This is a genomic window from Streptomyces sp. NPDC002467 (assembly GCF_042889825.1).
Lineage (GTDB): Bacteria > Actinomycetota > Actinomycetes > Streptomycetales > Streptomycetaceae > Streptomyces.
This window is the reverse complement of record NZ_JBIARJ010000016.1, coordinates 28347-52899: the sequence shown is the minus strand read 5'-3', so window position 1 is coordinate 52899 and position 24553 is coordinate 28347. Positions and strand designations below refer to the sequence as shown.

Here is a 24553-nt window from a genome sequence, read left to right as displayed (position 1 = left end):
TGACGGCCGGGTGTCACATCAGGTGCCGAGTGAAGAACCGGGCCGCCGCCTCCCCGGCGTGCTCGGGAACGCCGGTGTGCCCGCCCATGTTGGCGAGAAGCGTCTTCTCCTTGGAGCCGAAGGCGTCGAAGAGGTCCAGGGCCGCCTGTCGGTCGTTGCCTTCGTCGTCCCACTGCAGCAGGACATGCAGCGGGATGGCGACCCGGCGGGCCTCCTCGAACACGGCCCGGGGGACGAAACTCCCGGCGAACAGAACGGCGGCCGAGATGCGCGGCTCGACCACGGCCAGCCGGGTACCGATGGAGATCACTCCCCCCGAGTATCCGACCGAGCCACCGATCTCGGGCAGCGCGAGGAGGGCGTCCAGGGCGGCTTGCCATTCCGGGACCGCCTTGTCGACCAGCGGGAGGACGAGCGCGTCGATGATCTCGTCGGAGACCGGCTCGCCGGCGTCCATCGCCCGGCGCAGGTCGGCGCGGGCCTGCTCGGCGGCGGGCCAACGGGGCCGGTCACCGCTTCCGGGGAGTTCGATGGTCGCCGTGGCGAAGCCGTTCGCGGCGGAGTGCCGGGCTCGGGCCACCAGTCGCGGGTACGTCCTGCGCAGCCCGAGGGGAGGCGGGCTCTGCAGGATCAGCGGAAACGGCGCGGATGCGGATGCGGGCGTCCACAGGACGCCCGGGATCTCGCCGAGGGCGAATTCGCGTTCGAGGACGCCGTCGTCGAGGCGCTGCTCGGAGGTGAAGTGCACGGTCGTGCCTTTCGGGAGTGCGGCTGAGCGGCGCTCCCGGACGACCTATCGCCCGACCGTGACCCCGGAGGAGAGCACCCATGTCGATACTGCGTTCACGGGTACCACCTCCTCGTTCTCTCGCACGGCCTCCGGAAAGGTAGCAGTGGCCGCCGTGGTCCGCCAACGGATTTCCGGAGGCGCCCCAGCCGATTCCTTCCAACCCGTCCGTCCCGGCGCGGTGGGGGAGCCCCGACGCGGGGGCAGGGCCCGGACCCTGCGTCGTGGTCCGGGCCCTGCCCCCTGCGGTGCCGCTCCGCGGCGGCGGTGCGTCAGCCCTGCGCGGTGCCGTCGCTCGCCTGGTCGGCGGCCGCAGCCGCGGCCGCCTTCTCGCGCATCTTGCGCACCAGCTCCGCCTTCTTGTCGGCGGCGCCCTGGCGGTCGAGGTTGCGGTGCGGACCGTTGTTCTGCCGTTCGGCGCGGGACTGCCTCTTGCGCTGGCCGCCGCCCTGGCCCACGGGGTTGTTGATGTTCTTGCTGTCGGTCACGGGTTCTCCCGGTGGTGATGTGAAGTGATCTACGGATTCAACGGTGGGGGACGGGCGCGGCGACGTGGAGGGACGTCAGCGGGGGCCCGTCACGCTCTCACTCGTGAATCGGTGTTTGGAAGAACATGACAAAGACGGTACCCGGTTTCGTGGCCCCCGCGCGCCAAGCCCTCCCGGGTGGCCTTCGGGTGGTCCCCGACGGCGCGGGGCAGGCCGAGCCAGGCCCGGAAAGTCCGCATGGTGGGGGAGGAAGTTGCACAATCGAGAGTGAGGAGCGCCGCATCCGCGCTCCCACTGGAGGGCGGCCAGATGCCTGGGAACCGGTCTCGTTCGCGTTATGTCCCGGACAAGGGACTCACCACTCGCATGGTGACGACCATGTTCCTCATCGGGCTGCTCTACGTCGTCTTCGTCGGCACCCTGCTGGCCCTGTACCGGAACTCGTGGCCCGCCATTCTGGTGATGTCGGGGGGTCTGTTCGTCGCGCAGTTCTGGTTCAGCGACCGGATCGCGGCCTCCGGCATGGGTGCCCGCGAGGTCACCCAGGAGCAGGCGCCCGAGCTGCACGGTGCCGTGGACCGCATCTGCGCCCTCGCCGACATGCCCAAGCCCCGGGTGGCGGTCGCCGACAGCGACGTGCCGAACGCCTTCGCCATCGGCCGGGGAGAGCGCACCGCACTGGTCTGCGTCACCACCGGGCTGCTGCGCCGCCTGGAGCCGGAGGAACTGGAGGGTGTCCTCGCGCACGAGCTGTCGCACGTCGCCCACCGCGACGTCGCGGTGATGACCGTCGCGTCCTTCCTCGGTGTCCTCGCGGGAATCATGACCCGCATCGCGGTCTACAGCGGACTCGGCCGCAACAGCCGCGACAGCAACGCCGCCATCGTGGCGATCCTGATACCCCTGGTCAGCGCCGTCGTCTACGTGATCAGCTTCCTGCTGACCCGGCTGCTGTCCCGCTACCGCGAGCTGTCCGCCGACCGTGCGGCCGCACTGCTGACCGGCCGGCCGTCCGCACTCGCCTCCGCGCTCACCAAGGTGACCGGTGAGATGGCGAGGATCCCCAGCCGGGATCTGCGCAAGGCGGAGCCGTTCAACGCGTTCTGGTTCGCGCCCGCGTTTTCGTCGAAGGAAAGCCTGAGCAGGCTGCTCTCCACCCACCCCACGCTGGAGGAGCGGTTGGACCGGCTGGGCAGGATCACGGAGCAGCTCGGCCGTCCCTGAACAGCCGGGCGCGTCACCGGCAACGGAGGTTCGTACCGTGGGACTCCTCGACACCATCCTCGGCCGCAGCAAGCCGGTACTTCCCGACCTCGACCGGCTCTTCGGCCTGCCCGCCGCCGCGATCACCCTTGAGGCGGGTGCCGGGTTCGCCCCGACCGGCGTCGGCTCGGTGTGCTTCGCCGGCGTCGAAGGCGGTGCCTTCGCCCGGATCCGGGAGGACGTACGGGAGCTGCTCGACGCCGATACCGGCAGCGGGGGCCGACCGGTCGAGTTCAGCCAGGACGCCTACGGCTACACCTGGCTCCTCGCCCGGCACCCTGCCGACGACACCGCCTCACTGGTCAACGACCTGCACGCCGTCAACACCCTCCTCCAGGACGCCGGCTTCGGTCCGCAGCTGCTCTGTTCCCTGATGGGTTTCCACGACGCGACGGCGGAGCGTGCTCTGGCCCTGATCTACCTGTACAAACGCGGCACTTTCTATCCGTTCGCCCCGCTTACCGCACAGACCGGGAACACCGGCAAGCGGGACAACGCCGCGGAACTGCAGATCAGGGCGCTGCTCGCGGACGACCTGCCCATGGAGCCGGACCTCGGCCGCTGGTTCCCGGTGTGGGGCGCTCCCGGTCTCGGCTGAGCCCGTGGCGCGCCGGCAGCCCGCCGATCGGGCACGGCACGAGGCACGTGGCAGCCACCCCGAAGAAGACCGGGAGGAAGAGCAGCACGGGGGTGGTGCCCAGCGGGCCCAGCCGGTCCGAGAGGGCACCGAAGCCCGCGGCGGCCGTGGCCGGGGTGGGCGTGATGGTGGCCAGGACCGTGATGTGCAGGGGATCCATGAGGGACGCCTGAGTCGGCACCCAACCAGCGCGGGAAGCGGAGTCGATCAATCCAGCGCCACCCCGACAGAACACCACCGCACTTCGGCAACCCCTGGACGGACACCGTCCCCGTCACGCTCTGTGCCCGGAAGGCACCGGCGGCGGCCCGGATTCCCTCCGGGCCGTCCGTGCGATCAGGCTCCGAGCGCCCGGTGCAGTCCGAGCCGGTCGGTGCCCAGTTTCGTGAAGACCGCGGACAACAGCTCCGACACCGCTTGGGTGTTGGTCTGCATCGCCGCGGCGATCGCCCTGTTGTCCATCCCCGCCGAGGCGTGGCGGGCAGCCGTGAGCTCGGCGGTGGTCAAGGTGTCCTGCTCGGAGGTGTGCAGACGGCGAGGCCGGAGACCTGCCGCGGCCAGCTGGGCCCTGGCCCGGCTCACGAGCCCGTCGGCGCCGCAGTCGGCGGCCAACTCCATGCCCCGGTAGGTCTGCTGCGCTGCCTGGTGCGGGTCGCCGATGGCGTGCAGGGCCATGCCGTGGTCGATGAGCGCGTGCGCGAGTTCGCAGGCGGCCGGTGACTGTTCGAGGTGCTCCACCGCCTCCTGCAGCAGGCCCGCCGCCTGGGACGGGTCCGTGGCCGCGGCCGCGACGCGCAGGGCGTGTCCGATCACGCTGGACGTCCCGAACGCGCGGGCCCGTGCCACCGCTTCGGCCGCCGTGGCCCGTGCCTGCTCGGGCGCGTGCGTTGCCTGCGCGAGTGCCAAGTCCAGCTGCCAGGGACTCCACGAGGGATTGCGCGTTCCGCGCAGGTCCAGGCGCCGGCCGGCTGCGGTGAGGTGGTGCTCCGCCTCCTCGATCCTGCCCTGGGCCAGGAGCAGCTTGCCCCACACGGCCTGCGGATCGGGATAGACCACGGCCTGGGGGAAGCCGTCCGCCAGCTTGTAGGCCTTGGCGATGAGCTGGGCCTCGGCGGTGTTCCCGCGGGCGAGCAGGGTCTCGATGAGGGTACCGATCGCGTACCACTGCGCCGGGGTCCCGGTGCCGACGCGGTCGGCGATCTGCAGGCCGTTGCGTACGAAGTCCTCGGCCTCGGCGAGCTGCCCGCGCCGGTAGCGGACGTAGCCGAGCAGGGTGTAGACGAACGACAGGTGCGCGCCGCGCCAGCCCTTCCCCTCGAACTCGATGATCGCCGTGTTGAAGAGGTCCTCGGCCCGGCCGGGCTGGTCGCAGTACATGAGCGTGACCGCGAGGACGGCGGGCACCTCGAAGCCGAAGTCCTGGTCGGTCCAGCTCATGCCCCCGTCGAGTGCCTGCTCCGCGTACTCCAGGGCGGTGGAGGCGGGCTCGCCGCGCATCGCGGCGTCCCAGGCCCGCAGACCGAGGATGTGCCGCTCGGCCAGACCACGACCGGTGAGCCGCTTGGCGAACTGGGCGAGGAGCCGGGAGCGGGCGGGCGAGTTCTCCTCGTCGAACCGGACGGCGTTCCATTTGAACTGCTCGGCCTGCATGCGCAGCCGCGTACGGGCGCTCGTGGCGCGCCGGGCCTCGTCCGCGAGGAGCTCTGACGCCAGACCCAGCTGACCCGTGTGGCCGAGCGCCTGGGCGAGCCGGTACGTGATCGCCTCGCGCAGGGCCTGGTCGGTCTTGGGCTCCTCCAGCGCGGCCCTGAGCTGGTTGATCGTCGTCGTGGGCTCGTGCAGGAGGTTGGCGGATCCGAGTTCGAACAGGACCTCGGCGCGGTCCTCCACCTCCGGGGGCTCACGCAGGGCACGTGCCAGGTAGCGGCGCGCGGCATCGGGAGCGCCCGCGGAGAAGCTCTCGCGCGCGGCCTGGCGCAGCTGCTGTACGACCCACGGGTCGCCCTCGGGGTGCATCTCCAGCAGGTGGCGGGCGGCGGCCGCGGAACCCTGCCCGTCGTCGATCACGGCTTGGGCGGCCATCCCGTGCATGGCCACGCGTACACCGGGCGGAATCGAGCGGTACACGGCGGTGGCGATGAGCGGGTGGAAGAACTCCACGACTTCCTTGCGCCGAACGCCCGTGAGGACGGTCAGGATGCGTGCGGCCCGCAGCTGGTCGATGGCTTCGGCGGCCTGCGCCTCACCGAGGGCGGCCACGCCACCGACGATGCCGAGGGGGACCGCGGTACCGAGCACGGCGGCCGCCCACGCGAGCCGGACGGTGGAAGGGCCGAGCTGTTCGAGACGGTCGATCAGGCCGCTGCCCTTGACCGCGGAAGCCAGGTCGCGCAGTTGGGGGATGTTGCCCTGGTACGGCTTCAACCCACGGTCGCGGCCCTTCATGACCAGCTCGACGACCTCGAAGGGGTTTCCGCCGGTGATCGTCCAGCATTCGCGGCAGAACACGTTGTCCGCGTTCTCGCCGAGTGCGTCGCGCACGATGCGCGCGACGGCGCTCGTGGTCAGGGGAGCCAGCTCGTGCGGGCGCGTCCCCTGGCGTCCCATGAGGGCGCGCAGCGCACCGGCGTCGGCTGGGATCTCGTCCGGCCGGCAGGCCACCATGATCAGCATGGCCAGTTCCTCCGCGCGCGCCGCGAAGGAGGTGAGCCAGCTCAGGGACTCCGCGTCCGCCCAGTGCGCGTCGTCGACGATCAGCACGACGGGGGCGTTGCGTACCGCTAAATGCGTGACCACCCAGTCGAGTCCGTCGCGCACGCCCTGCGGGTCGGGCCCCGCCGGACCCTGCGGGGCGGCCGTCAGCCCGAGCGCGGGGGCGATGATGCCGTACCAGTTGCCGAGCGCGTCGCGCCGTTCGTCCTCGCTCATGGCGGCGAGGGCCGGCTGGATGAGCTGGCGCATCACGTGGAACGGCACCTGCCGCTCCTGCTCGCCGCCGCGCGCGAAGAGCACGGTGCAGGAGCGGTCGGCGGCGTGCCGGCGGGCCTCGTTCAGCAGGGTGGTCTTGCCTATGCCGGCCGATCCGGCGAAGGTCAGGACACCGCCGCTGCGGTTGGCCGGGCCCTTGCCCGAGATGCCGCAGAGTACGTCCACCGCGCGTTGGATCGCGAGGACTTCCGCCTCCCGCTCGAGCAGGGGCTGAGTGTTCCAGCTTCTCGGTTCCGTGACCTGTGACATCCTTTGCCCCCTCCAGCCCGTGCGGCAGAGTGTACGGGTCGGAGCAGGAGTTGATGTTGTTTCAGCACACTATTGCGGCTTCTTCTCACTCGTATGAGAAGAGTGTTGTATATTCCGCGCCACGGGAATCATCGGCAGTTCGCTGGGCTGCGGGATCCCTGCGGGAACTTCGCGCACGGTGATGCCCGGGGCGGGCTTCAGGTGCCATCGCGAGGCGACGGTCGCCACCGCGGTCAGGATCTCCGCCACGGCGAAGGAATCGCCGATGCACTTGTGCTGGCCGGCCCCGAACGGGACGTAGCTGTGCGTACGGGAACGCTCCTTCGCCCCCTTCTGCCAGCGGTCCGGGTCGAAGACGCCGGGGTCGGGGAAGAGCACGGGGTCCCGGTGCAACGCGTACGGACTGTAGGCCACTTCCGCGCCGGCCGGGATCGAGGTTCCGCCGAGGGTGAGGGGGGCCAGGGCCCTGCGGGTGAAGAGCAGGGGGGAATGCAGGCGCAGGGCTTCCTGGAAGACGTCGTGCGTGTAGGTCAGCGCGGGTATGTCTTCCGGACGCACGGGCCGGGACCCCACCACCGAGTCGACTTCGGCGTGGACGCGCGCTTCCACCTCGGGGTGCCTGCCGATCTCGTGGAAGATCCAGGACAGGGTGGTCGCAGAGGTCTCGGTGCCGGCGAGCATGATGGCGATGACCTCGTCCCGCACCTGCCCGGCATCCATCGTCGACCCCGTCTCGGAGTCCACGCCCGCCAGCAGCATGGAGAGCAGGTCGTGGCGGTCGCCCCGCTCGGCCGACTCCTCGGCGCGGTACTGCTCGATCACCTCGTCGATGATCCGGCGCAGCCGGGCGGCCGCGCCGTCGAACCGCCGGTTGTACGGAATGGGCAGCCGATCCAGCGACTTGGGCATGACCGCCCGTACGAGCATGCCCTCCAGGACGATGGGCAGCGAGCGGTGCACCTCGTCGACGGCGGGCCGGCTCAGGTCCCCCGAGAAGATCATCTCGGCGACCGAGGACATCGCGTACCCGCGCGCCTCCGTGACCACGGAGATCTCGCGGCCGGCCGTCCACGACGCGGACATCATCTCCGCCTGCCGGCACATCACCTCGGCGTACTCGGCGATGTGGTTGCGGTGGAAGGCGGGTTGCATCATCCGGCGCTGCTTGCGGTGGAAGTCGCCGTCGGTGGTCACGATCCCGTTGCCGAACACCGGGCGGAGCCTGTCGAAGATCCTTCCCCGGCCGAACTGCTGCGCCTGCTGGACCAGTACGGAGTGGACGTGCTCCGGGCTCGTCAGCACGTGGACGGGCCAGGTGCCGATGTCGAGCCGTACGATGTCGCCGTGTTCCCGGAGCGACTCCAGGAACGCGATCGGCCGGCGCCACAGTTGCAGCGCGTGCCCCAGGAGCGGTAACCGTCCCGGGGCGACCGGAGCATGGACCTCGGGACCGGAATGCGCCTCAGATGCCATGAACTGACTTTCCGTCACGCCACGGAGACAAGATCCGGACGGGTGTACGCAGACTCCAGTCCGGCCGCGAACCGTTCGTCGCTGTACCGCGTGCACTCGTAACGCTGCCACAGATCGGCGCCGATCATCCAGTCCTCGTAACTGCGCACGCAGCGGGTGACCGCGTCGACCAGCGACGGTTCCGTCCCGGGGAGCGCGTTGACGGCCTGAATCAGACGTTCTTCTCCGGTCAGATACTGCTCGATGCGCTCCTGGATGCGCCCCTCGACCGCCTGGACGGCGTCGGGGAGGGAGCACCTCTCCCAGAAGGAGATGAGGGAGACGAGGTTGTTGGTGTCCCCGCAAGCGTGCTCCTTCGGCAGGGAGAACACGTCGTTGCCCCAGGAGATGACGTCGAGCACGCTCGCGGCGAGGTCTTGGAACTCGGGGAGGTCGTGGACGTTCTGCGGGAGGTCGATCCCGAGCCCGGCCTCCACCATGTCCATCATCGGAAGGATCTGGGAGCTGTGGCGGCGCATGAGGACGTACTCCTGGACCCCCGGACGGCTCGTGGCGGCGCGGTTGCCCGCCTCCTGGTCCAGGGAGTCGAGCATGAGGGGGACATGGGCGCGGTACCGGGCCGCGGTCCCCTCGGACATGCCGGCCAGGATCCGGTCGCACAGTTCCACGAATCCCGTCACCAACGGATTTCGGCCCGCTGTCGCCCCCTCGATCCGCCCCGTTCGCAGATAACCGGTGATCGCATCGGTGACGGGCCGCCAGGCCGAGACCTCTCCGGCCCTGATGAGGTGATCGTGCTGGTCGTCCAGGACGAACGACCAGGCCATCCACTCGGCGAGCAGGAGGACCCGCTCGTAGGGGACGTCACCGCTCACACGGCCGGCCAGGTGGCCCACGCCGATGCCCGAGAACTGCTCGGCCGCGGCGGTCACCAGCTCGTGTTGCAACACCCACGAGGTCGCCTCGGCGTTCGCCCGGGCGGCCCCGGGGTGCTTGGAGTTTCCGAACGGAAGGTGGAAATCGGGGATGGAAAAAGAACCGAGCTGGGCCATTGATCCCCCACGGAAGAATCGGATTCGTCAATACCCGCTCACTACGCGACCACGCCGTGCACCCGCGACCCCAACGCCTCTCTCCTGCGACATCGCCGCGGCCACCCCAGGTGACCGGTGGAACGAACCGGTCACGGAGTGGCCTGATCCGGCCTCCCTGCGACCACATCAGGCCACCTGTGAACTCATTTACCCCCAAGACGCAGCACGCTGTCAACGTTGGGAGAGTGAACGCAGGTAATCCATCCCGGAATTGCCGAAATCGCAGCCCTTTTGAATGTGCGATTGGCATAGTCGATTGCGTCCGGGGCGCCTGGGGCCAGGGGCGCCGGAGAGGAGGCGGCCGGGGCCGGCCGGGTGGCCGAAGAGCGCCGTCGAGGCACGGGCCCCTGCCTACACTGCGCAGGGCAACAGCCGTCAGGAGAAGGGCGGAAGCGTGACCGGGAATCATCCGCCGGACCCTGGAGAGCCTGGAACGCAGGTGGATCACGGCGGGTCGGGAGGCGGCCAGGAGGCCGACGTCCTCGGCTCCCATCTGGAGTTCTTGCGGGCGCGGTTGAGCGGGGAGCAGTTCGAGGCACTCGTCCGAGCCGTCCAGACCACGTGCACGCTCCTGGCCGAGGAACAGCAGGTCCTCCTGGGAGGGGCGCAGGAGGGCGAGCTCACCCCCGACCTCCGGGGAGAGTACCTGTCCCTCATGGCGGTGATGATCACTGGACACCTCGACCACCACCTGGTCGAGTTCAGGACCTTCGACGGCGCCAAGGGTTGGGCGGTCGTGGAGAACCCCGGCACCCGCAACCAACACCCCGGCACACCCCCGGCCGCTCGCGACGCGGCGCGACCCGCGTGGTCCGACGGCCGCCTCGACGGCATCGCCCGCGCGACCGACTCCCCGGCTCCCTGACGGGACCGCCGGAAGAGGAGGTGTCACCGCCCGGTCGCGGGCGGCGGGCATCCCTTCAGCGCCGGGCGGTCCTTCGTGCGGACGGCGGGGAGCCACGCGGTGGCGGGTGTGGAGCCGGGCGGGAGGCGGACGTGGAACCAGCGCGTGGACTGCAGGTCCGCCTCGTCGATGACGGCCCGGCCGTCGGGCAACTGGCAGTCGACGGCGAGGACGTCGTCGTGCCACACCCGGGACGGTACGACGTTGTCCGCGGTGTACTGGCGCATCGGGTCGATCGCCAGGCCCAGACTGCACTGCGGGTCCCGGTCGGCCCGGTCCTGACAGCCCTTCTCCGCGTTGAACACCCGGATCGTGCCGGCCGCCACGCCCTCCAGGCCGTCCGGTGCGGAGGAGCTCGCCCGTGCCGCGTCCGACCACAGGGTCGTACCGGCGATCCCGCAGAGCGCGGTGGTGAGGATCGCGGCGCGGGCCCGGCCCCACAGCCGTCCCGCGCCCCTCCCGCCCGCCTCCTGTTCGGCGGTGATGCGGGCGAGCAGGCTCTCCGCGGTGTGCCGGGCACGTGCCGCGTGGGTCGGGGCGAGGCAGTCGGCGGCCAGTGCGCGCCAGAACGGCGGTACGGCCTGGTCCATGCGCAGCGGCGCGCGCCCTTCTCCGTACTCCTGGACGGCAGCGCCCCGTGCCATGGGTGTGGCGCCGGAGAACGGGGAGGCGCCGGAGCCGAACACCTCGTGGATGATGACGCCCAGGGCCCAGATGTCGGCACTCGGCCGGACCTCCACGCCCAACTCCCCGAGGGGTGCGCGCCAGCGCTCGGGCGGAAGGTAGTCCAAGGTGCCCATGGGGGGCGCGTACCCGTGCGTTCCCGTCATCTGGGTGGCGAGCCCGAAGTCCGAGAGCTTCACGGAACGGCTGGCGTCCAGCAGGACGTTCTCCGGCTTGAGGTCGGCGTGGACCCAACCCGACCGGTGGAGGTGGGCGAGTCCCTCGCAGATGCCCGCGATCAGCCGGGCGCGGTCGGCCTCGGCCACTCCGGCGTCGAGGAGTTCCCGCAGACTGCCCGCGGCCCGCTCCATGACCAGCACGATCGCGCCGTCCAGGGCGGGGCGGTCCGGTGCCTCGAGGACGAAGGAGTCCAGGAGGCGGATCAGCCGTGCGTGCCCGGCCCGGCGTCCCAGTTCGACCTCGCGGCGGGCGGATTCCACGATCCTGCGCGTCTGGCGCGGAGCGTATCCGGCGGTCGGCATGATTTTCAGCGCGATCTCGGCCCGGGCCGCGGACGGGGGCGCGGGGGCGCGGCCCGTCCGGTCCGGGTCCCCGTCGGCGGGCTGTGCGGCGTAGACCGTGGACCAGCCTCCGGCCCCGATCAGGTGGGTGATGGTCCAGCCCCGCACCCGGTGGCCGGGCGGGAGCAGGTCCGTGCCCTCGGTGCCGTCGCTGCCGTCGTGTTCGGTGAGGTCGCGCAGGGAAGGGGGCGTCGTCATCGTGCGGTCTGCCGCTCCCGTCCGCCGGCCCCCGTCAGCGGCGGCAGGAGCGCCAGGTGCTCCTCGCGCACGAGCCCGAAGCGCAGGGCGAGCCCGACGATCTCCTCGCGCTTGCCGTTGCGGCGGTCGCCCTTGCCGGGTTCGCGCGGGTCCGAGGCGCCGATGCGCAGCTTCTCCTCGGCGAGGTAGTCGATGTGCGAGCTGACCGCGCGTGCGCTCAGGGTGGCGCAGGCGGTGTGGCCCCTGAGCCGTTCGACGATCTGGGGGGTCGTGGGGACCGCGACGCGGGACTGGTCGCGCAGGCGCGGTTCGCAGAGGGCGACGAGGACGAGGAAGTACGTGGCCGTTTCGTCCAGGGAGTACGCGGTGACCGTGAGACGGCCCCAGACGGCGCCCATGGCTTCCGGATCCAGGTAGACGTGGTCGGGGGCGAACACCTGGAAGGAGACGGGGACATCGCTGCGGGTGGGCAGCACGACGCGTGAGAACTCGAACGGGACGGGTGCCCCGACGCGGCGGGGCGGAACCCTCAAGTACTCGCCGGCTCCCTCCGGGTTCTCCACGAGGTAGCTGTGGGTGGTGCTGTGGTTCGTCAACTGCCAGTGGTCGTCGGTCACCCGGATCTCTCCGGCGAGCCGGGAGATCGCCGCGTCGGCGAGGCGGAGCTCCACGGGGGTCGTCGCGGAGCCGCGTCCGAAGCGGGCGACTTCGCCCGGTCCGAGGCGTAGCGTCACCGCGTCACCGTTCGGTTCGCCGCCGTCGGCGCCGCTGCACCCCTGCGGCAGATGGACGACCACACCGCTCACCGCACACCCCGTTCCACGCGTTGTGCCTGACGTGAGTGGAACAATACTCATCTTCAAGGGGAGTTCAGCGGCGCACTTCGGCCACTTCGATCGGGACGGTCCGCCGGGTCCGACCGTCAGGGCCCACCGCCCTCACAGGCCGTCCCGGGCGGCTCCCGAGGGCCCGGTCCGGGAGGCTCCCCGGCTCCCTCCGCGCGGTCGGCGCCGCTGTGTCCCGGGTCACCCCGGCTCCGTGTCGGGGGTGGCGGTTTGGGGTTGTTTTCGACTCTCTGCCGACCGGATCGGAGGAGGTGTTCGTGCCTCGGCGGGAGAGGACGGCATACCGTCGCCGTCCTCTCCCCGCGCGGGATCCGCCCCCCTGCCCCGGCCGTGGAGGTCGCGTCCGGGACCTGCCCGGGTGGGGAACGTCACCGTGCTTCGGGCGCGACGACGCCGCGGGAACCGGGCTTCAGCCGCTTTCACTTGGCGCGATCCGCACTCCCGTCTCAGAGTGCGGGACTGCCCGATACGACGGGTGCGACCGTCCGGTCGCCGAAGGCCGTCCACGGCCGCCAGCCGCCGCTCGGCCGGGCCTGGACGCGGGTGCGGATCCGGCCCTCGGTGGTGACGGCGAAGACGTGCGTGCGTCCGGTGGGGTCGAGCGCGGTCGCGGGCGGGGCGGCGAGCCTGAGGCCGGGCTCACCGAACTCCTCGCCGGCATCCCAGCCTCCGCCGGGGACGGTCTGCCGGCGGTGGTCGAGGCGGGCGCCACCGGGAGTCAGAGAGAAGGCCTCAAGCCGGCCGTCCGCGTGGGCGGTGAACGCCGGGGCGGCGGCACTCCAGCCGAACAACGGCAACCATTCGTCCCAGCCTCCGTTCGGAACGGACTGGCACCGGCGAAAGGTTCCCACGCCCGACGGTCCGATCGCGGCGACGGTGAGCCGGCCGCTGCCGTCCCTGGCCACCCGCGGTGCGGCGCCGGCGGCGGTGCCGAAGCGCTGCCAGGCGGCGGTCCAGGCGCCTCCCGGAGCCTCCTGCCACCGGTGGAAGATCCCGGCGCCTCCCGGCGAGAGGGCGAACACCTCCAGTCGGCCGTCGGCGTTCGCCGCGACCACCGGTGGCGCGCCCGCGGCCCCGCCGAAACCCGTCTCCCACGGATCCCAGGCCGGGGATCCCGGAGCCCCCTGCCGTCGCCGGGCGATGGAGGCGCCACCGGGGCTCAGGGCGAACACCTCCAGCCGGCCGTCGGCTCCGCGGGCGACGGCCGGGGCCGCGCCGGCCGGGCCGCCGAACTCCTCCCAGTCGTACCAGCCGCCGTCCGGACGCTGGGCCCGGTGGTGCAGGTTGGCGCCCTGCGGGGCGAGCGAGAACACCTCGAGCGCGCCGTCGGCGTTGCGGCCGAGCGTGGGGACCGCACCGGCCGGCCCGCCGAACTCCTCCCACTGCGACCAGGTGTCGGTGTCCGGGTCGAGCTGGACGCGCCGCAGCATCGAGCGGTCGGAGGCGTCGAGCGCGAAGACGACGAGGCGGCCGGTGGCGTCGAGGGCGGCCACGGGGTTGTCCGTGCTCTGCCACGGCGGTGGCGTGTCCCGCCATTGGAGGGGTGCCACGTGCAGCCCGCCACGGAACCAGCCCGCGGCGCTCGCGTACCAGGTGTCCCCGTCGGCGAACGCTTCCACGGCGTGACCGGCTACGTGGCCCGCGTAGCCGGAGAGGTCGAAGTGGAAGGGGTCCCGGGACGCCAGCACGTCCGTGCCCTCGTAGCCGCCCCGCGGCCCGATGAACAGGTAGTACCAGCCGTCGCGTTCCACGACGTACGGAGACTCGGTGACCGAGACGGTCGTGTCCGTGGTCGCGTCGGTGAACACGGTGCCCGGCTCGCTCCAGTGCACCAGGTCCGCGGACCGCCGGCAGGCCACGACATGGCGGCCGCCCGGGCCCGAGAGTTCCGTGTAGTACATGACCCACTCGCCGCCGACCCGCAGGACCATCGGGTCCCGCGCCACGAGCCCGCGGAACAGCGGGCCGGAGGGCTCGCGCGTCCAGGTGAACAGGTCGGACGAGGTGGCGAGGTTGATCGCGGCACCGCTCGCGCCGCCGGCCGCGTAGAACATCCAGAACCTGCCGCCCGCCTCCACGACATGGGGCGCCCACAGGTGCTCCTCGCCGAAGTAGGACGGGGCGACGGTGAGTGCGTCGGCGTGGGTGGTCCACGGCCCGTGCGGGCTCGGCGCGGAGGCGTGGGCGAGGGAGGTCTCCCTCGTGCTGTCGGGGGATTCACCGCGCGGCGCGCTGCGTCCGACGATGCTGAACAGGTGCCAGCGGCCCTGCGCCTTGATCAGCGTGTGGTCGTTGAGATAGCGCGGGCCGTCGAAGGTGGAGGGGTCGTAGACGTAATCGAAGGCTCCCGCTCCGACCCAGCGAGGGGGCGGTGCCGTGTCGGAGGCCAGGGCCTCGGCCCGGCCATCGCCCAGGAACGGGAGCGCGCCCGCCCCTGCGGCGCCCAGCAAGAGGTTCCGTCTGCTGATCGGAAGCATGAGTCTCTCCAGAGAGGCCCCCTGGTCGGCCGGGCCTTGCGGGCGCGGCCGACCAGGGGTCGGGTGGGGGCGGGCGGAGGGCGTCAGCCGACGGCGGGGCCGGCGGTGTTGTTGAGCCAGACCCAGTCGGACCAGCCGGAGAAGCCGGTCTGCCACCTGTGGTAAGTGCCGGCGTGGCTGGTCCCGAAGACCTCGATCCGTCCGTCGGCGTTGGCGGCCGCCGTGACCTCGGTGCCGCCACCGCCGAAGGCGGACCAGTCGCCGTAGGACGCGTTGACGGCCGTCTGCCAGGCGTGCACGGCCGTACTGCCGTTCATCGCGAAGACCTCGACCCGCCCGTCCGCTGTGCGCGCACTGGTGAGCTGCGCGTCGGCGGGACCACCTGTCGGCTCCCAGTTCGACCAACTTGTCGCATTGGTCTGGTACTTGTGGAACACGCCCTGCGGGCCGGAGGCGAAGACCTCCAGGCGGCCGTCGGCGTTGTGATCGACGGTGAGGTCGTGGCCGCCGCCTCCGAAGGCGTCCCAGTCCGACCAGCCGCCGTTGGGGGCCGTCTGGTACTTGTGCTGGAAGGCGCCGCTGCCCAGGGCGAACACCTCCAGCCGGCCGTCGGGCGACTTCTCCATCTCCAGCCGGCCGTTGGCGGGGCCTCCACCGGTGGGCTCCCAGTTCGACCAGCCGCCGTTGGGGGCGACCTGGTACCTGTGGAAGACGCCGGACGCGTTGGAGGCGTAGACCTCGATCCGTCCGTCGGCGTTCACACCGGCCGCCGTGTCACTCCCGCCGCCACCGAAGGTCGCCCAGTTCGACCAGCCGCCGGAGGGGGAGAGCTGCCAGCGGTGCTGGAAGGTGTCACCGGCCAGGGCGAACATCTCCAGGCGGCCGTCGGCATTGGGCGCGATGGCCAGTTCGGCGTTGCCCGGCCCGCCGAGCGGCTCCCAGGCCGACCAGTTGCCGTTCACTTCCTGCTGCCAGGCGTGCTGCACACCATCGGCGCCGGCTGCGAACACCTCCAGGCGTCCGTCCGCCGACCGCGCCGACACCACCCGGCCCGACTCCGCCGGATACTCCAAGGCCTTGGGCCGCGGACCGCTGCCCGGGGTGCACGGCAGTACGACGCCGCGTTCCGCGAGGTAGGCCTCGGGGTCGATGCCCCAGGAGGCGGACTGGTCCCCCCAGATCCGCAGGTGGAGGTGGGGGCCGTCGACGTTGGTGCCCTCCGCGCCCACCAGCGCGATCTGTTGGCCGGCTACGACGTGGTCGCCCTCGAAGACGTCCCGCCTGGACATGTGCCCGTACTCGGAGATCCTGCCGTCGGGGTGCAGGATGCGGATCCACTGGCCGTAGTCGCCGACGTATCCGGAGATGGTCACCACGCCGTCGCCCACCGCGTAGATCGGTGTCCCGACATCGGCCGCGATGTCGACGCCGTTGTGGCCGCTGTGGAAGTGCTGGGACACGGGTCCGGTGGTGGGACAGGCCGCGGTGAGATCGGCGGTCCCGGCCTCGGCCGGACCCGTGGAGGCCAGCGCCGACAGCGCCGAGAGGAGGAGGACGGCAGTCGCCGCGAAAGCACGGCTCAGGCGGCCGTTCACGCCTTGCGCAGCCGGTCGATGACGCCGTTGATGTCGTCTTCCAGCAGGTTCCGGCGGACCCAGTGGCCGCCCTCCACCTCGTGCTGCTCGTAGGGGATGCCCGCACGGTCGAGCTGCCACTTGAACTCCCGCTGGGTGGCGAGCACCAAGGTCTCGTTGGCGTAGCCCTGGATGTCCTGGGGGCTGGTGCCCGCGACCAGGAAGACCCGCTTGTTCCGGTAGCTCTCGACGCGCTCGCACGGGTTGTCCGCGCTGACCCGGGCCTGGTCCCAGAAGGGCATGCCGTAGACGCTGCCGCCGCCCAGTTCCACCGCGGCGGAGGAGGCGTTGGCCCAGTGGGTCACCAGATCACCATTGCCCCCGCGCAGGTTGGCGGGGCCGGAGTGGGCGCTGACCGAGGCGAAGTGGCCGTAGTACTTGGCCGCGTACTTCAGGGCGCCGAAGCCGCCCATGGAGAACCCGGAGACGGCGCGGCCGTCGTACTCGGCGTAGGTGCGGAAGTTCGCGTCGACCCAGGGGATCAGCTGCCCGATGTGGAAGTGCTCCCAGTTGCGGGCGCCGTAGTTGGAGCTCACCGCGTTGGAGTACCAGCCGGCGCGCCCGCCGTCGGGCATCACCACGATGATGTCCTTCCAGGCCGTCAGACCCCGGATGTCGTGGAACCGGTCGAAGGTGATGAAGTCCTCCAGGCCTCCGTGGAGCAGGTAGAGGACGGGGTAGCGGCGCCCGCTGGTGTGGTAGCCGTCGGGCAGCAGCACGTTGACGGCCGGGGTCCAGCCGCCGATGGCGGAGGTCTGGAACCGGTAGTACCACATCCGGGGATCCTGCTCGCCGCGTTCCGTGATGTGCAGGCCGGGGATGTCACCGACGGCGGAAGCGGTCGACGCGGCGGCGAGGACTCCCGCGCCGCCCATGGCCATCGCGGCCGTGAGGCCGCCGGCGGTCTTCAGGATGCTCCTACGGCTGGGCTGCTGCGCGCTCACTGTGTCCTCCTGATCGGGAACCTGACGATGCGTCTGGAAGGTAGCAACGGTGCCCGGGCCCGCAGACCCCGGAAGCTTCCGGACTGACAGGCGCGGGCACGTCGACTAGGGCGTCCCTCTCGGATCTTCCCGGTCGGGTAGTCGTGAGGGCGCCGCGGAATCCGGAACGATCCGGAGTGACACGGGCGATGGCGCCGGATGAACTCTGTGTGCCCGGACTCCTCCGGCCGGTGCCCGCCGCGCGTCGAGCAAGTGGGCGGCCGAAGGCCCCGCGGGCACAGCGCACTTCACTTCACGACAGAACAGAGGGGAACCATGGCCATATCCGGTTCGCGCCGCCCGGTCACCAGACTGGCCTTCGTGGCCGCCATATGGGCGCTGGTCATCGGCATGACGGCCTCGGTCGCCTCCGCCGCGTCGCCCAGGCCCGGTCCGGGCCCGGGCGGTGACCGCTCCGGTGTCTCGCGGTACTTCAGCGGCCCACAGGGCTTCGCCATTCCGACCGTGCCGTGCGATCCGGCCGGCCCGTCGGCCACCGACGGCATCATGGCCGACCAGCTCAACCCCCAGTTGCACGCGAAGATGGCCGGATACCTGGACGCCTACAAGGTGTCCTGTGCGCGGATGGTGACGCAGGCGGTGAAGGCCCGGGGCCTGAACCAGAGGGCCGCGGCCATCGCCATCGCCACGGTCATCGTGGAATCCAGCCTCAACAACTACGCCCAGGCCGTCGACTACACCAGCCTCGGGCTGTTCCAGCAGCAGGACTGGTGGGGCACCCGGGAGGAGCGGCTGGACCCGGTCCACGCCACCAACGCCTTCTTCGACGAAGTGGAACGGATGTATCCGGGCGGCTCGTGGAACAACGAGGCGATCGGAGACGTGTGCTGGCACGTTCAGCGCCCGAGGGAGGACCTGCGCGGCCTTTACGCCATCGAGGCGGGCGACGCGGCACTCATCGCCAACGCCCTGTGGGCCGGTACGGGCGCGAGCGGTCCCAAGCACCCGTACGCGTCGGGCCGGGTGACCACCGGGCGGTCCGCGGACGGCCGGCTCGAGGCCTTCGCCGCCGGCGCGGACGGCGTGTACCACGCGTGGCAGACCGCGGTGAACGGCGGCTGGTCGCAGTGGCGCTTCGAAGGGGGGCCGCGCAACGCGCAGTTGGCCGTGGCATCCAACACGGACGGCCGACTGGAGGTGTTCGCGCTGTCGGACAGCACCTTCGACCACATGTGGCAGACCGCGCCCGGCGGGAGTTGGTCGGCCTGGGCGAACTTCGGCGGAGGAGGGTACCGACTGGCCGCGGGCAACAACTCCGACGGCCGCATCGAGGTGTTCGCCTCCAACGCGACGGGCGTGTTCCACCGGTGGCAGACCGCGCCCAGTGGCGGCTGGGCCGGCTGGGAGGGCACCGCCGGCGGCCCGGCGAACTCCCGGCTCGCCATCGAGACCGCGCCCGACGGGCGCCTTGAGGTCTTCGCGCTCTCCGACTCGACCTTCGAGCACCTCTTCCAGACCGGAGTCAACGGCGGCTGGTCCGCCTGGGAGAACTTCGGCGGCGGCGGTCACGACCTGTCCGCCGGCTACAACCAGGACGGCAGGCTGGAGGTGTTCGCCTCCAATGGCAACGGCGTGTTCCACCGCTGGCAGACCAGCCCGACCTCGTGGTCGCAGTGGGAGGGCATGGGCGGTATCACCAATGCCGAGCTGACCGTCGCACGGACGGCCGACGGCAGGGTCGAGGTGTACGCGATCAATGCCAACGACGCGAGCCACGCCTGGCAGACCCGACCGAACGCCGCGTTCTCGCCGTGGGAGACGTTCGGTGGCGGCGGCACGGAGATCGTCGCGGGCAACAACGCCGACGGCCGCATCGAGGTCTTCGCCACCAGTCACGCCGGTGTCTACCACAAGTGGCAGACCGGCTTCGCCACGTGGTCGGAGTGGGCCTGGCTGAACAATGCCGGGCCGGCGATCGCCTAGCACTCGGGCAGGGACTCAAGTGCCCGACCTGCCGGTTTGGTTGGGCGTCCGGATGGTGGCGGGTGGTGGAGTGGTCAGGGGCGGTCCTCGCCGGGCCGCGTCCGCCCCTGCCCCCGCCCCTGCCCCGTCCGCGGCCGGGGCCCCGCAGGCACCAAACGTGGCGAACCCCGCTGTCACTCCGGATGGTTCCGGGTGCCGCGCCCCCTCCGCCGACTCCTAGTTTGTGGCCCAGCCAGTACCACCACGGACACGAAGGAGACGGATCACATGCGCGTCACAAGAACCCTTCTGCTCGGCGGAGCCCTTGCCCTCACCTCCCTCACCCCGGCGACCGGCGCCCTGGCCGCCACCTCCGGGCCCGCCGGCGAGGCGAGGACGTACGACGCCGTCCAGTCCTTCCGGAACCAGGCCACGGACCGGTGCATGGACGACACCGGCAACGGCTTCCGCACCTGGAGCTGCAACGGCTCGAACCCGCAGCAGTGGAGCGTGCACGTCTGGGGGGACGGGACGCGCCAGCTGACGAACGTCAACACCGGCCGCTGCATCGAGGACACCGACAGCGGCTTCCGTACCGCGGTCTGCAACTCCAGCCCGGAGCAGAGCTGGTGGATCAAGGTCTGGAACGACGGCACCGTCCGCTTCCAGAACCAGCACACCGCGCGCTGCATCGACGACAGCTCCCTGGGCTTCCGTACCTGGGCGTGCAACAGCCTTCCGTACCAGAGCTGGTCCTGAGCCCGACGACGGCGCACGGCGAAGCAACTCCCCTTCCGGCAGTGCCGGCAGTTCCGGCAGACGTTTCCCTCCACGAGGAGCAGGTTCGATGAAGCTGAAGTCGAAGTCGAAGTCGAAGTCGAAGTCGAGGTCGAGGTTGAAGCTGAGCCCGACCGCGATACGGTCCTCGCTCGTCCTCGGTGTGGCCGGTGCGCTCCTGGCAGTGCCCACGGCCGCACAGGCACAGGTCCAGGCGCAGGCCCCGGCGCAGGCCCCGACCCAGGCGACCGAGGACCACTCCGCCACGCTCGCGGCCCTGAACTCCCTCAAGGCGGGCGGCGGTCCCGGGGCGGGCGTGTACGCGGGGACCCGCGACGCCTCGTGGAACCTCTCCACCGGCACGGCCACGATCAACACGAACGATCCGATCGGCCCGGACGAGTACTACCGAGTCGGGAGCCAGTCGAAGACCTTCACCGCCGTCACCGTACTGAAGCTCGCGGAGGCGAACGGGATCGGCCTCGACGACCCCATCGAACGGCACCTGCCCGGTGTGGTCTCCGTGAACGGCTACGACGGCAACCGGATCACCGTCCGGCACCTCCTCCAGCAGACCAGCGGCATACCGGGGAACGGCCTCCCGCTCGCGCAGGCCGGCCCGGACGGCTCGTTCACGCTCGCGGCCCTGGTGAAGGACGGACTGCGCTTCGCCCCGGTCTCCCAGCCGGGCGCCGCCTTCCACTACTCGAACACCAACTACGAGATCCTCGGCATGCTGATCGAGAAGATCACCGGCCTGCCCGTGCACCAGGCCGTCACCCAGCAGGTGATCCAGCCGCTCGGCCTGGCCCACACGCGCTTCCCCGCCCCCACGGACCGCGCCGTTCCGGGCCCGGCGATCCACGGCTACCGGGGTACCCGGATCGGCGCCTTCTTCTTCTGGCTGGACGGGACGGCGTTCGAGCCGTCCACCTTCTACGCCTCCGGCGCCGTCATCTCCACGCTCCGGGACATGACAGCCTTCTACCAGGCGATCGTCGACGGCACGGCGCTCTCGGCCGCGAACCTCGCCGAGATGGAGAAGACCTTCGAGGTCGGCCTGCCCGGCTCGGGGTACGGCTACGGCCTCGGGATGGTGAAGATCCCCCTGCCGTGCGGCGGCACGGCCTGGGGACACGACGGCGCCGTACCCGGTTACTACTCGCAGACGCTCGTGACCGCGGACGGCCGGCACGCCTCCGTCCTGACCAACGCGCACCTCGCCACGAACATCCCGGCCGCGCAGATGCACAACACCCTGACCAGCGCCCTGTGCGAGACGCCGTCCTGACCCGGCCCGCCCCGCCACAGCACTCACAGAAGGGAGAACCACCGTGCGATCCCTGCTCACGGGCCCTGCCGGCTTCCGCGCCGCGCTACGGGCCACCGCGCTGACCGCCGCCGCCCTGGCGGCCGTCGCGGCGACCGCTCTCACCGGCTCCGCGGCCCACGCCGCCGCCGTCGCCGACACCCCCACGATCCCGGCCTTCACCGACGGGCAGGGTCTGACCCAGGTCCCCGAAGCCATCGAGGTGCGCTCCGAGACCGACTTCACCCTCACCGTCACCACGCCGCAGCTCTCCGGCCGGCACAAGGTACGCGTCTTCCTGCCGAGCGGCTACTACGCCGAGCCGGGCAAGCGCTGGCCGGTGACGTACTTCCTCCACGGCGGTGGCGGCACCGTGAACGACGCCGCCGCGGCCCCGGCCCTGCGGGACGACCGGATGATCACCGTCGTTCCGGACGGCGGCCTGAAGGGCTGGTACGCGAACTGGCGCATGCAGAACACCGCCGAGGGCGCCGCCAACTGGGAGACCTTCCACCTGCAGCAGGTGGTCCCCTTCATCGACGCCAACCTGCGGACCCTCCCCGACCGCGGCCACCGCGCGGTAGTCGGCCTGTCCATGGGCGGCTTCGGGGCCCTCCACTACGCCCAGGCCCGCCCTGACCTGTTCGGGCGCGTCGCCTCCCTGTCCGGGGGCATCGACTTCGGCCTGTGGGAAGTCCGTGCCGCGGTGCTGGCCACGGAGCTCAACCTGACCGGCGCCTGGTGCGCCTCCACCACCTCGGGTACCGGCAACTGCACCGGCTTCGGGCCGGTGGTGGACAGTGACGCGATCTTCGGCTCGCCGTACGCGATCTTCAACGACCGGATCTGGAACGAGGTCAACCCCGCCTCGCTCGCCAACCTGGGCAAGCTCGCCAACACCGGAGTCACCCTCTACACCGGCGACCAGGGTCTCATCGACGGCAAGACGGTGGTTGCCTCCACCAACGTCGCGAACCGCCTGAACCAACTGGGCATCCCGAACCGCTTCGTCAACTACGGCAACGGCTCCGCCCTGTCGCCCACCTGCAAGGGCGACCACACCTACACCTGCTGGGCCCCGGCCCTCGCCGACTACATCCCCCGCCTCGCGAACGATTTCGCCCAGGCCGGCTGAACCCACCGCTCAGCCACCCCACTCGCCCCCACCCCACTCGCCCCCACCCCACTCGCCCCCACCCCACTCGCCCCCACCCCACCGGGCCCGCACCAGCGGGTCCGGTGTGCCGTTCGGGGGCAGGCGGTGCGTGGCGTCAGCGTGCGAACTTTGCGATGGCCGCCGGGGTGACGGGAGTGAAGAAGTTGACGAGGTTGCCGTCGGGGTCGCGGAACAGCAACGACCGGTTTCCCCAGGGCATGGTGGTGGGCTCGGTGACGAAGTCGGTGACGAAGCCGGTCAGGTTCTGGTGAACGCGGTCCACGTCGTCGACGAGGAACTCGGTGATCACGCTGTGGTTGTCCGCCGGCCGGGCGGAGCCCGGGGCGAACAGCGGGACGGTGCGGGTGCCGGCGATCGCGAGGGTGGCGCCCGCGCTCCGAAGTTCGGCGAAGTCCTCGGTGGCCCACGTCGCCCGCGCCCCTGTCGCTCGCTCGTAGAAGTCGACGAGGCGTGCGACGTCGCCGGTGATGATGCGGATCGAGACGAAGTCCATGGGAATCTCCTTGGCTGTGCGGGAGGCGTGCTCGTCGCAGGCTAGGAGAAATAGCGGACAGAATCGGTCCTGTATTCGCGCTAGGCTGCCAACATGTCTCGACCGACCGGCCGCGTGCTGACACTCCTGGAGCTGCTGCAGTCGGGCGGCACCCGGACGGTGGCCGAACTCGCCGACCGGCTCGGCGTCGAAGGGCGCACCGTGCGCCGCTACGTGGACCAGCTGATCGACCTCGACGTGCCCGTGGAATCGGTGCGCGGCCGCTACGGCGGGTACCGGCTGGCTCCCGGGTACCGCTTGCCTCCGCTCATGCTCAGCGACGACGAGGCGCTGGCCGTGCTGCTCGGCCTGGTCGCGGGCCGCCGAGCGGGGTTGACGACGGCGGAGCGCACGGCGAGCGAGACGGCGTCGGCGAAGATCCGGCGGGTGCTGCCCAAGCGCATCGCCCATCGGCTCGACACGCTCATGGAAGCCCTCGCCTTCACGGATCAGCCCGGCGAGTTCGAAACCCCGGACGCCGGGGTCCTGCTCACGATCGCCGATGCGGTGCGCCACCACCGACCGGTCTCCATCCGCTACACGGACCGTGACGGACGGCGCAGCGAACGCACGCTGCACGCGTACGGGATCGTCACCCATGGGGGCCGGTGGTACGTCACGGGCAAGGACGCCCGGATCGGCGAGGACCGAACCTTCCGGCTCGATCGCATCGCAGACGCGCGGACCCTGCCCGGCTCGTTCGAAGCGCCAGTGGGTCCCGGTCCGGCAGAGCGCGTGTTGTCGGGGTTCGCCACGGCCGAGTACCGGCACGAGGTGACGTTGCGGATCCACGGGACGGTCGAACAGATCCGCGCCCGCCTTCCGGCCGGCGTCGCGAGCCTGGAGGAGTACGAGTCCGCGGCCGGCGAGGACCGCGCGACCGAGCGCTGGCTGCGCGTCGAGCTGCGGGCGGAGCGGCTCGACTGGTTGCCCGCGGTACTCGCCTCACTCGACCGGCCGTTCGTCATCGAGCGCCCCGATGAACTCCGCGACCTCGTCATCGCACTCGCCGATCGCCTCACGTCCTGCGCCGGCGATCCTGACCGCGAGCAACCGATGTCCTGATGAGTTGCCCGAAGCACCACGCGCACTGATCACATGTGCCGTGTGCTCGACTTCTTCTGGTCGATCGCCCGAAGGCCTGCCGTCTGGCGGGGCGCGCCCCTGCCAGGGGGCCCGGGACGCTGCGACCGGGCTCCGCACGCCCCCGGCCGTGCCGGCCGTCGGGTTCGCCCGGTCGTGGCGGCTACGGCCTGCCGGTGGACGTCGTCCATGTCGGTGGACCGAATCCATCCGGCCCGGAAGCCGATCAGGTCTCCTCCCGTATACCCAGTGGGGTATACGGGAGCTGTGGCCGGGGTGAGGGCGGCTCTGTTCCGTGCTCCCGTGAGTCATCGACCCTCGAATACCCAGGGGGGTATTTGACAGCGTTCACGGGAGGCGCTTACCGTCGAAGCCGTAATACCCGGGGGGGTATCTGGAGGGGCGCGGCCGGTGGGCCGCGGACCGCCTTGCCGTCGCCGGGACGGATGCCCTTTCCGTCGCCGGCGGGACCCGAGCCCGCGTCGGCG

The 24553-nt window shown here is 71.2% G+C and carries 19 protein-coding genes; 8 read left to right on the top strand and 11 right to left on the bottom strand.

The window, feature by feature from the left end; genetic code table 11:
- Positions 1 to 13: 13 nt before the first annotated feature.
- Positions 14 to 748, bottom strand: a complete 735-nt coding sequence (locus ACFYYJ_RS29005) for an alpha/beta hydrolase (protein ID WP_389136790.1) — start codon at positions 746 to 748, stop codon at positions 14 to 16.
- Between the two features lie 311 nt (positions 749 to 1059).
- On the bottom strand, positions 1060 to 1275 hold the full coding sequence (locus tag ACFYYJ_RS29000; protein ID WP_385124423.1) for a DUF6243 family protein: 216 nt from the start codon (positions 1273 to 1275) through the stop codon (positions 1060 to 1062).
- 309 nt (positions 1276 to 1584) lie between these two features.
- On the opposite strand from ACFYYJ_RS29000, the gene htpX reads away from it, so the two are divergent.
- Complete coding sequence (gene htpX, locus ACFYYJ_RS28995; RefSeq protein WP_385124425.1) at positions 1585 to 2499, top strand: zinc metalloprotease HtpX; 915 nt, start codon at positions 1585 to 1587, stop codon at positions 2497 to 2499.
- A gap of 37 nt (positions 2500 to 2536) precedes the next feature.
- Positions 2537 to 3136 (top strand): hypothetical protein, encoded by a 600-nt coding sequence (locus ACFYYJ_RS28990; RefSeq protein ID WP_385124426.1) that lies wholly within the window; start codon positions 2537 to 2539, stop codon positions 3134 to 3136.
- A gap of 375 nt (positions 3137 to 3511) precedes the next feature.
- Here the strand turns inward: ACFYYJ_RS28990 and ACFYYJ_RS28985 are convergent, their stop codons facing one another.
- From ACFYYJ_RS28985 to ACFYYJ_RS28975, 3 genes are all read right to left on the bottom strand, one after another.
- Positions 3512 to 6412, bottom strand: a complete 2901-nt coding sequence (locus ACFYYJ_RS28985) for an ATP-binding protein (RefSeq protein WP_389136785.1) — start codon at positions 6410 to 6412, stop codon at positions 3512 to 3514.
- Positions 6413 to 6481: 69 nt separating this feature from the next.
- Positions 6482 to 7885 carry a cytochrome P450 gene (locus tag ACFYYJ_RS28980; RefSeq protein WP_389136783.1) on the bottom strand — a complete coding sequence of 468 codons (1404 nt, stop codon included), beginning with the start codon at positions 7883 to 7885 and terminating at the stop codon, positions 6482 to 6484.
- A gap of 14 nt (positions 7886 to 7899) precedes the next feature.
- Complete coding sequence (locus ACFYYJ_RS28975) at positions 7900 to 8937, bottom strand: lyase (RefSeq protein ID WP_389136781.1); 1038 nt, start codon at positions 8935 to 8937, stop codon at positions 7900 to 7902.
- Positions 8938 to 9418: 481 nt separating this feature from the next.
- Here ACFYYJ_RS28975 and ACFYYJ_RS28970 point away from each other — a divergent pair, with 481 nt between their 5' ends.
- Positions 9419 to 9844: a hypothetical protein gene (locus tag ACFYYJ_RS28970; protein WP_389136779.1), complete on the top strand. Its 426-nt coding sequence runs from the start codon at positions 9419 to 9421 to the stop codon at positions 9842 to 9844.
- Between the two features lie 23 nt (positions 9845 to 9867).
- On the opposite strand, the gene ACFYYJ_RS28965 is transcribed toward ACFYYJ_RS28970, so the two are convergent.
- From ACFYYJ_RS28965 to ACFYYJ_RS28945, 5 genes are all read right to left on the bottom strand, one after another.
- Complete coding sequence (locus ACFYYJ_RS28965) at positions 9868 to 11325, bottom strand: serine/threonine-protein kinase (protein WP_389136777.1); 1458 nt, start codon at positions 11323 to 11325, stop codon at positions 9868 to 9870.
- Entirely contained in the window at positions 11322 to 12131 is an 810-nt protein-coding gene (locus ACFYYJ_RS28960) for a serine/threonine protein kinase (RefSeq protein ID WP_385124433.1), read from the bottom strand. Before ACFYYJ_RS28960 ends, ACFYYJ_RS28965 begins: the two co-directional genes overlap by 4 nt.
- A gap of 485 nt (positions 12132 to 12616) precedes the next feature.
- A complete protein-coding gene (locus tag ACFYYJ_RS28955; protein WP_389136774.1) occupies positions 12617 to 14647 on the bottom strand; it encodes a family 43 glycosylhydrolase in 2031 nt (676 codons plus the stop codon).
- An 83-nt stretch (positions 14648 to 14730) separates the two neighbouring features.
- The gene (locus tag ACFYYJ_RS28950; RefSeq protein ID WP_389137080.1) at positions 14731 to 16185 is read right to left on the bottom strand and encodes a peptidoglycan DD-metalloendopeptidase family protein; all 1455 of its coding nucleotides are present in this window, start codon (positions 16183 to 16185) and stop codon (positions 14731 to 14733) included.
- Positions 16186 to 16238: 53 nt separating this feature from the next.
- On the bottom strand, positions 16239 to 17225 hold the full coding sequence (locus ACFYYJ_RS28945) for an alpha/beta hydrolase-fold protein (RefSeq protein ID WP_385124436.1): 987 nt from the start codon (positions 17223 to 17225) through the stop codon (positions 16239 to 16241).
- Positions 17226 to 17540: 315 nt separating this feature from the next.
- Here ACFYYJ_RS28945 and ACFYYJ_RS28940 point away from each other — a divergent pair, with 315 nt between their 5' ends.
- The 4 genes from ACFYYJ_RS28940 to ACFYYJ_RS28925 all read left to right on the top strand — a co-directional run bounded on the left by ACFYYJ_RS28940 (position 17541) and on the right by ACFYYJ_RS28925 (position 22408).
- Positions 17541 to 19208, top strand: a complete 1668-nt coding sequence (locus tag ACFYYJ_RS28940; RefSeq protein ID WP_389136771.1) for a peptidase M23 — start codon at positions 17541 to 17543, stop codon at positions 19206 to 19208.
- Positions 19209 to 19475: 267 nt separating this feature from the next.
- Positions 19476 to 19946, top strand: coding sequence for an RICIN domain-containing protein (locus ACFYYJ_RS28935; protein ID WP_385124439.1), 471 nt, complete (start codon positions 19476 to 19478; stop codon positions 19944 to 19946).
- Positions 19947 to 20034: 88 nt separating this feature from the next.
- Complete coding sequence (locus tag ACFYYJ_RS28930; RefSeq protein ID WP_389136768.1) at positions 20035 to 21255, top strand: serine hydrolase domain-containing protein; 1221 nt, start codon at positions 20035 to 20037, stop codon at positions 21253 to 21255.
- Positions 21256 to 21298: 43 nt separating this feature from the next.
- Entirely contained in the window at positions 21299 to 22408 is a 1110-nt protein-coding gene (locus tag ACFYYJ_RS28925; RefSeq protein WP_389136765.1) for an alpha/beta hydrolase, read from the top strand.
- A 136-nt stretch (positions 22409 to 22544) separates the two neighbouring features.
- Here the strand turns inward: ACFYYJ_RS28925 and ACFYYJ_RS28920 are convergent, their stop codons facing one another.
- Positions 22545 to 22943 carry a VOC family protein gene (locus ACFYYJ_RS28920; protein WP_385124443.1) on the bottom strand — a complete coding sequence of 133 codons (399 nt, stop codon included), beginning with the start codon at positions 22941 to 22943 and terminating at the stop codon, positions 22545 to 22547.
- Between the two features lie 93 nt (positions 22944 to 23036).
- Between ACFYYJ_RS28920 and ACFYYJ_RS28915 the strand changes: the two genes are divergently transcribed.
- Entirely contained in the window at positions 23037 to 24047 is a 1011-nt protein-coding gene (locus tag ACFYYJ_RS28915; protein WP_389136762.1) for a helix-turn-helix transcriptional regulator, read from the top strand.
- Positions 24048 to 24553: the final 506 nt, after the last annotated feature.

Excerpts from the sequence above, each read along its gene's own strand:
- ACFYYJ_RS28955 (WP_389136774.1), bottom strand. The coding sequence starts at position 14,647 with ATGCTTCCGATCAGCAGACGGAACCTCTTGCTGGGCGCCGCAGGGGCG.
- ACFYYJ_RS28935 (WP_385124439.1), top strand. The coding sequence starts at position 19,476 with ATGCGCGTCACAAGAACCCTTCTGCTCGGCGGAGCCCTTGCCCTCACC.
- ACFYYJ_RS28930 (WP_389136768.1), top strand. The coding sequence starts at position 20,035 with ATGAAGCTGAAGTCGAAGTCGAAGTCGAAGTCGAAGTCGAGGTCGAGG.
- ACFYYJ_RS28985 (WP_389136785.1), bottom strand. The coding sequence starts at position 6,412 with ATGTCACAGGTCACGGAACCGAGAAGCTGGAACACTCAGCCCCTGCTC.
- ACFYYJ_RS28915 (WP_389136762.1), top strand. The coding sequence starts at position 23,037 with ATGTCTCGACCGACCGGCCGCGTGCTGACACTCCTGGAGCTGCTGCAG.
- ACFYYJ_RS28980 (WP_389136783.1), bottom strand. The coding sequence starts at position 7,885 with ATGGCATCTGAGGCGCATTCCGGTCCCGAGGTCCATGCTCCGGTCGCC.
- ACFYYJ_RS28965 (WP_389136777.1), bottom strand. The coding sequence starts at position 11,325 with ATGACGACGCCCCCTTCCCTGCGCGACCTCACCGAACACGACGGCAGC.
- ACFYYJ_RS28920 (WP_385124443.1), bottom strand. The coding sequence starts at position 22,943 with ATGGACTTCGTCTCGATCCGCATCATCACCGGCGACGTCGCACGCCTC.
- ACFYYJ_RS28975 (WP_389136781.1), bottom strand. The coding sequence starts at position 8,937 with ATGGCCCAGCTCGGTTCTTTTTCCATCCCCGATTTCCACCTTCCGTTC.
- htpX (WP_385124425.1), top strand. The coding sequence starts at position 1,585 with ATGCCTGGGAACCGGTCTCGTTCGCGTTATGTCCCGGACAAGGGACTC.
- ACFYYJ_RS28940 (WP_389136771.1), top strand. The coding sequence starts at position 17,541 with ATGGCCATATCCGGTTCGCGCCGCCCGGTCACCAGACTGGCCTTCGTG.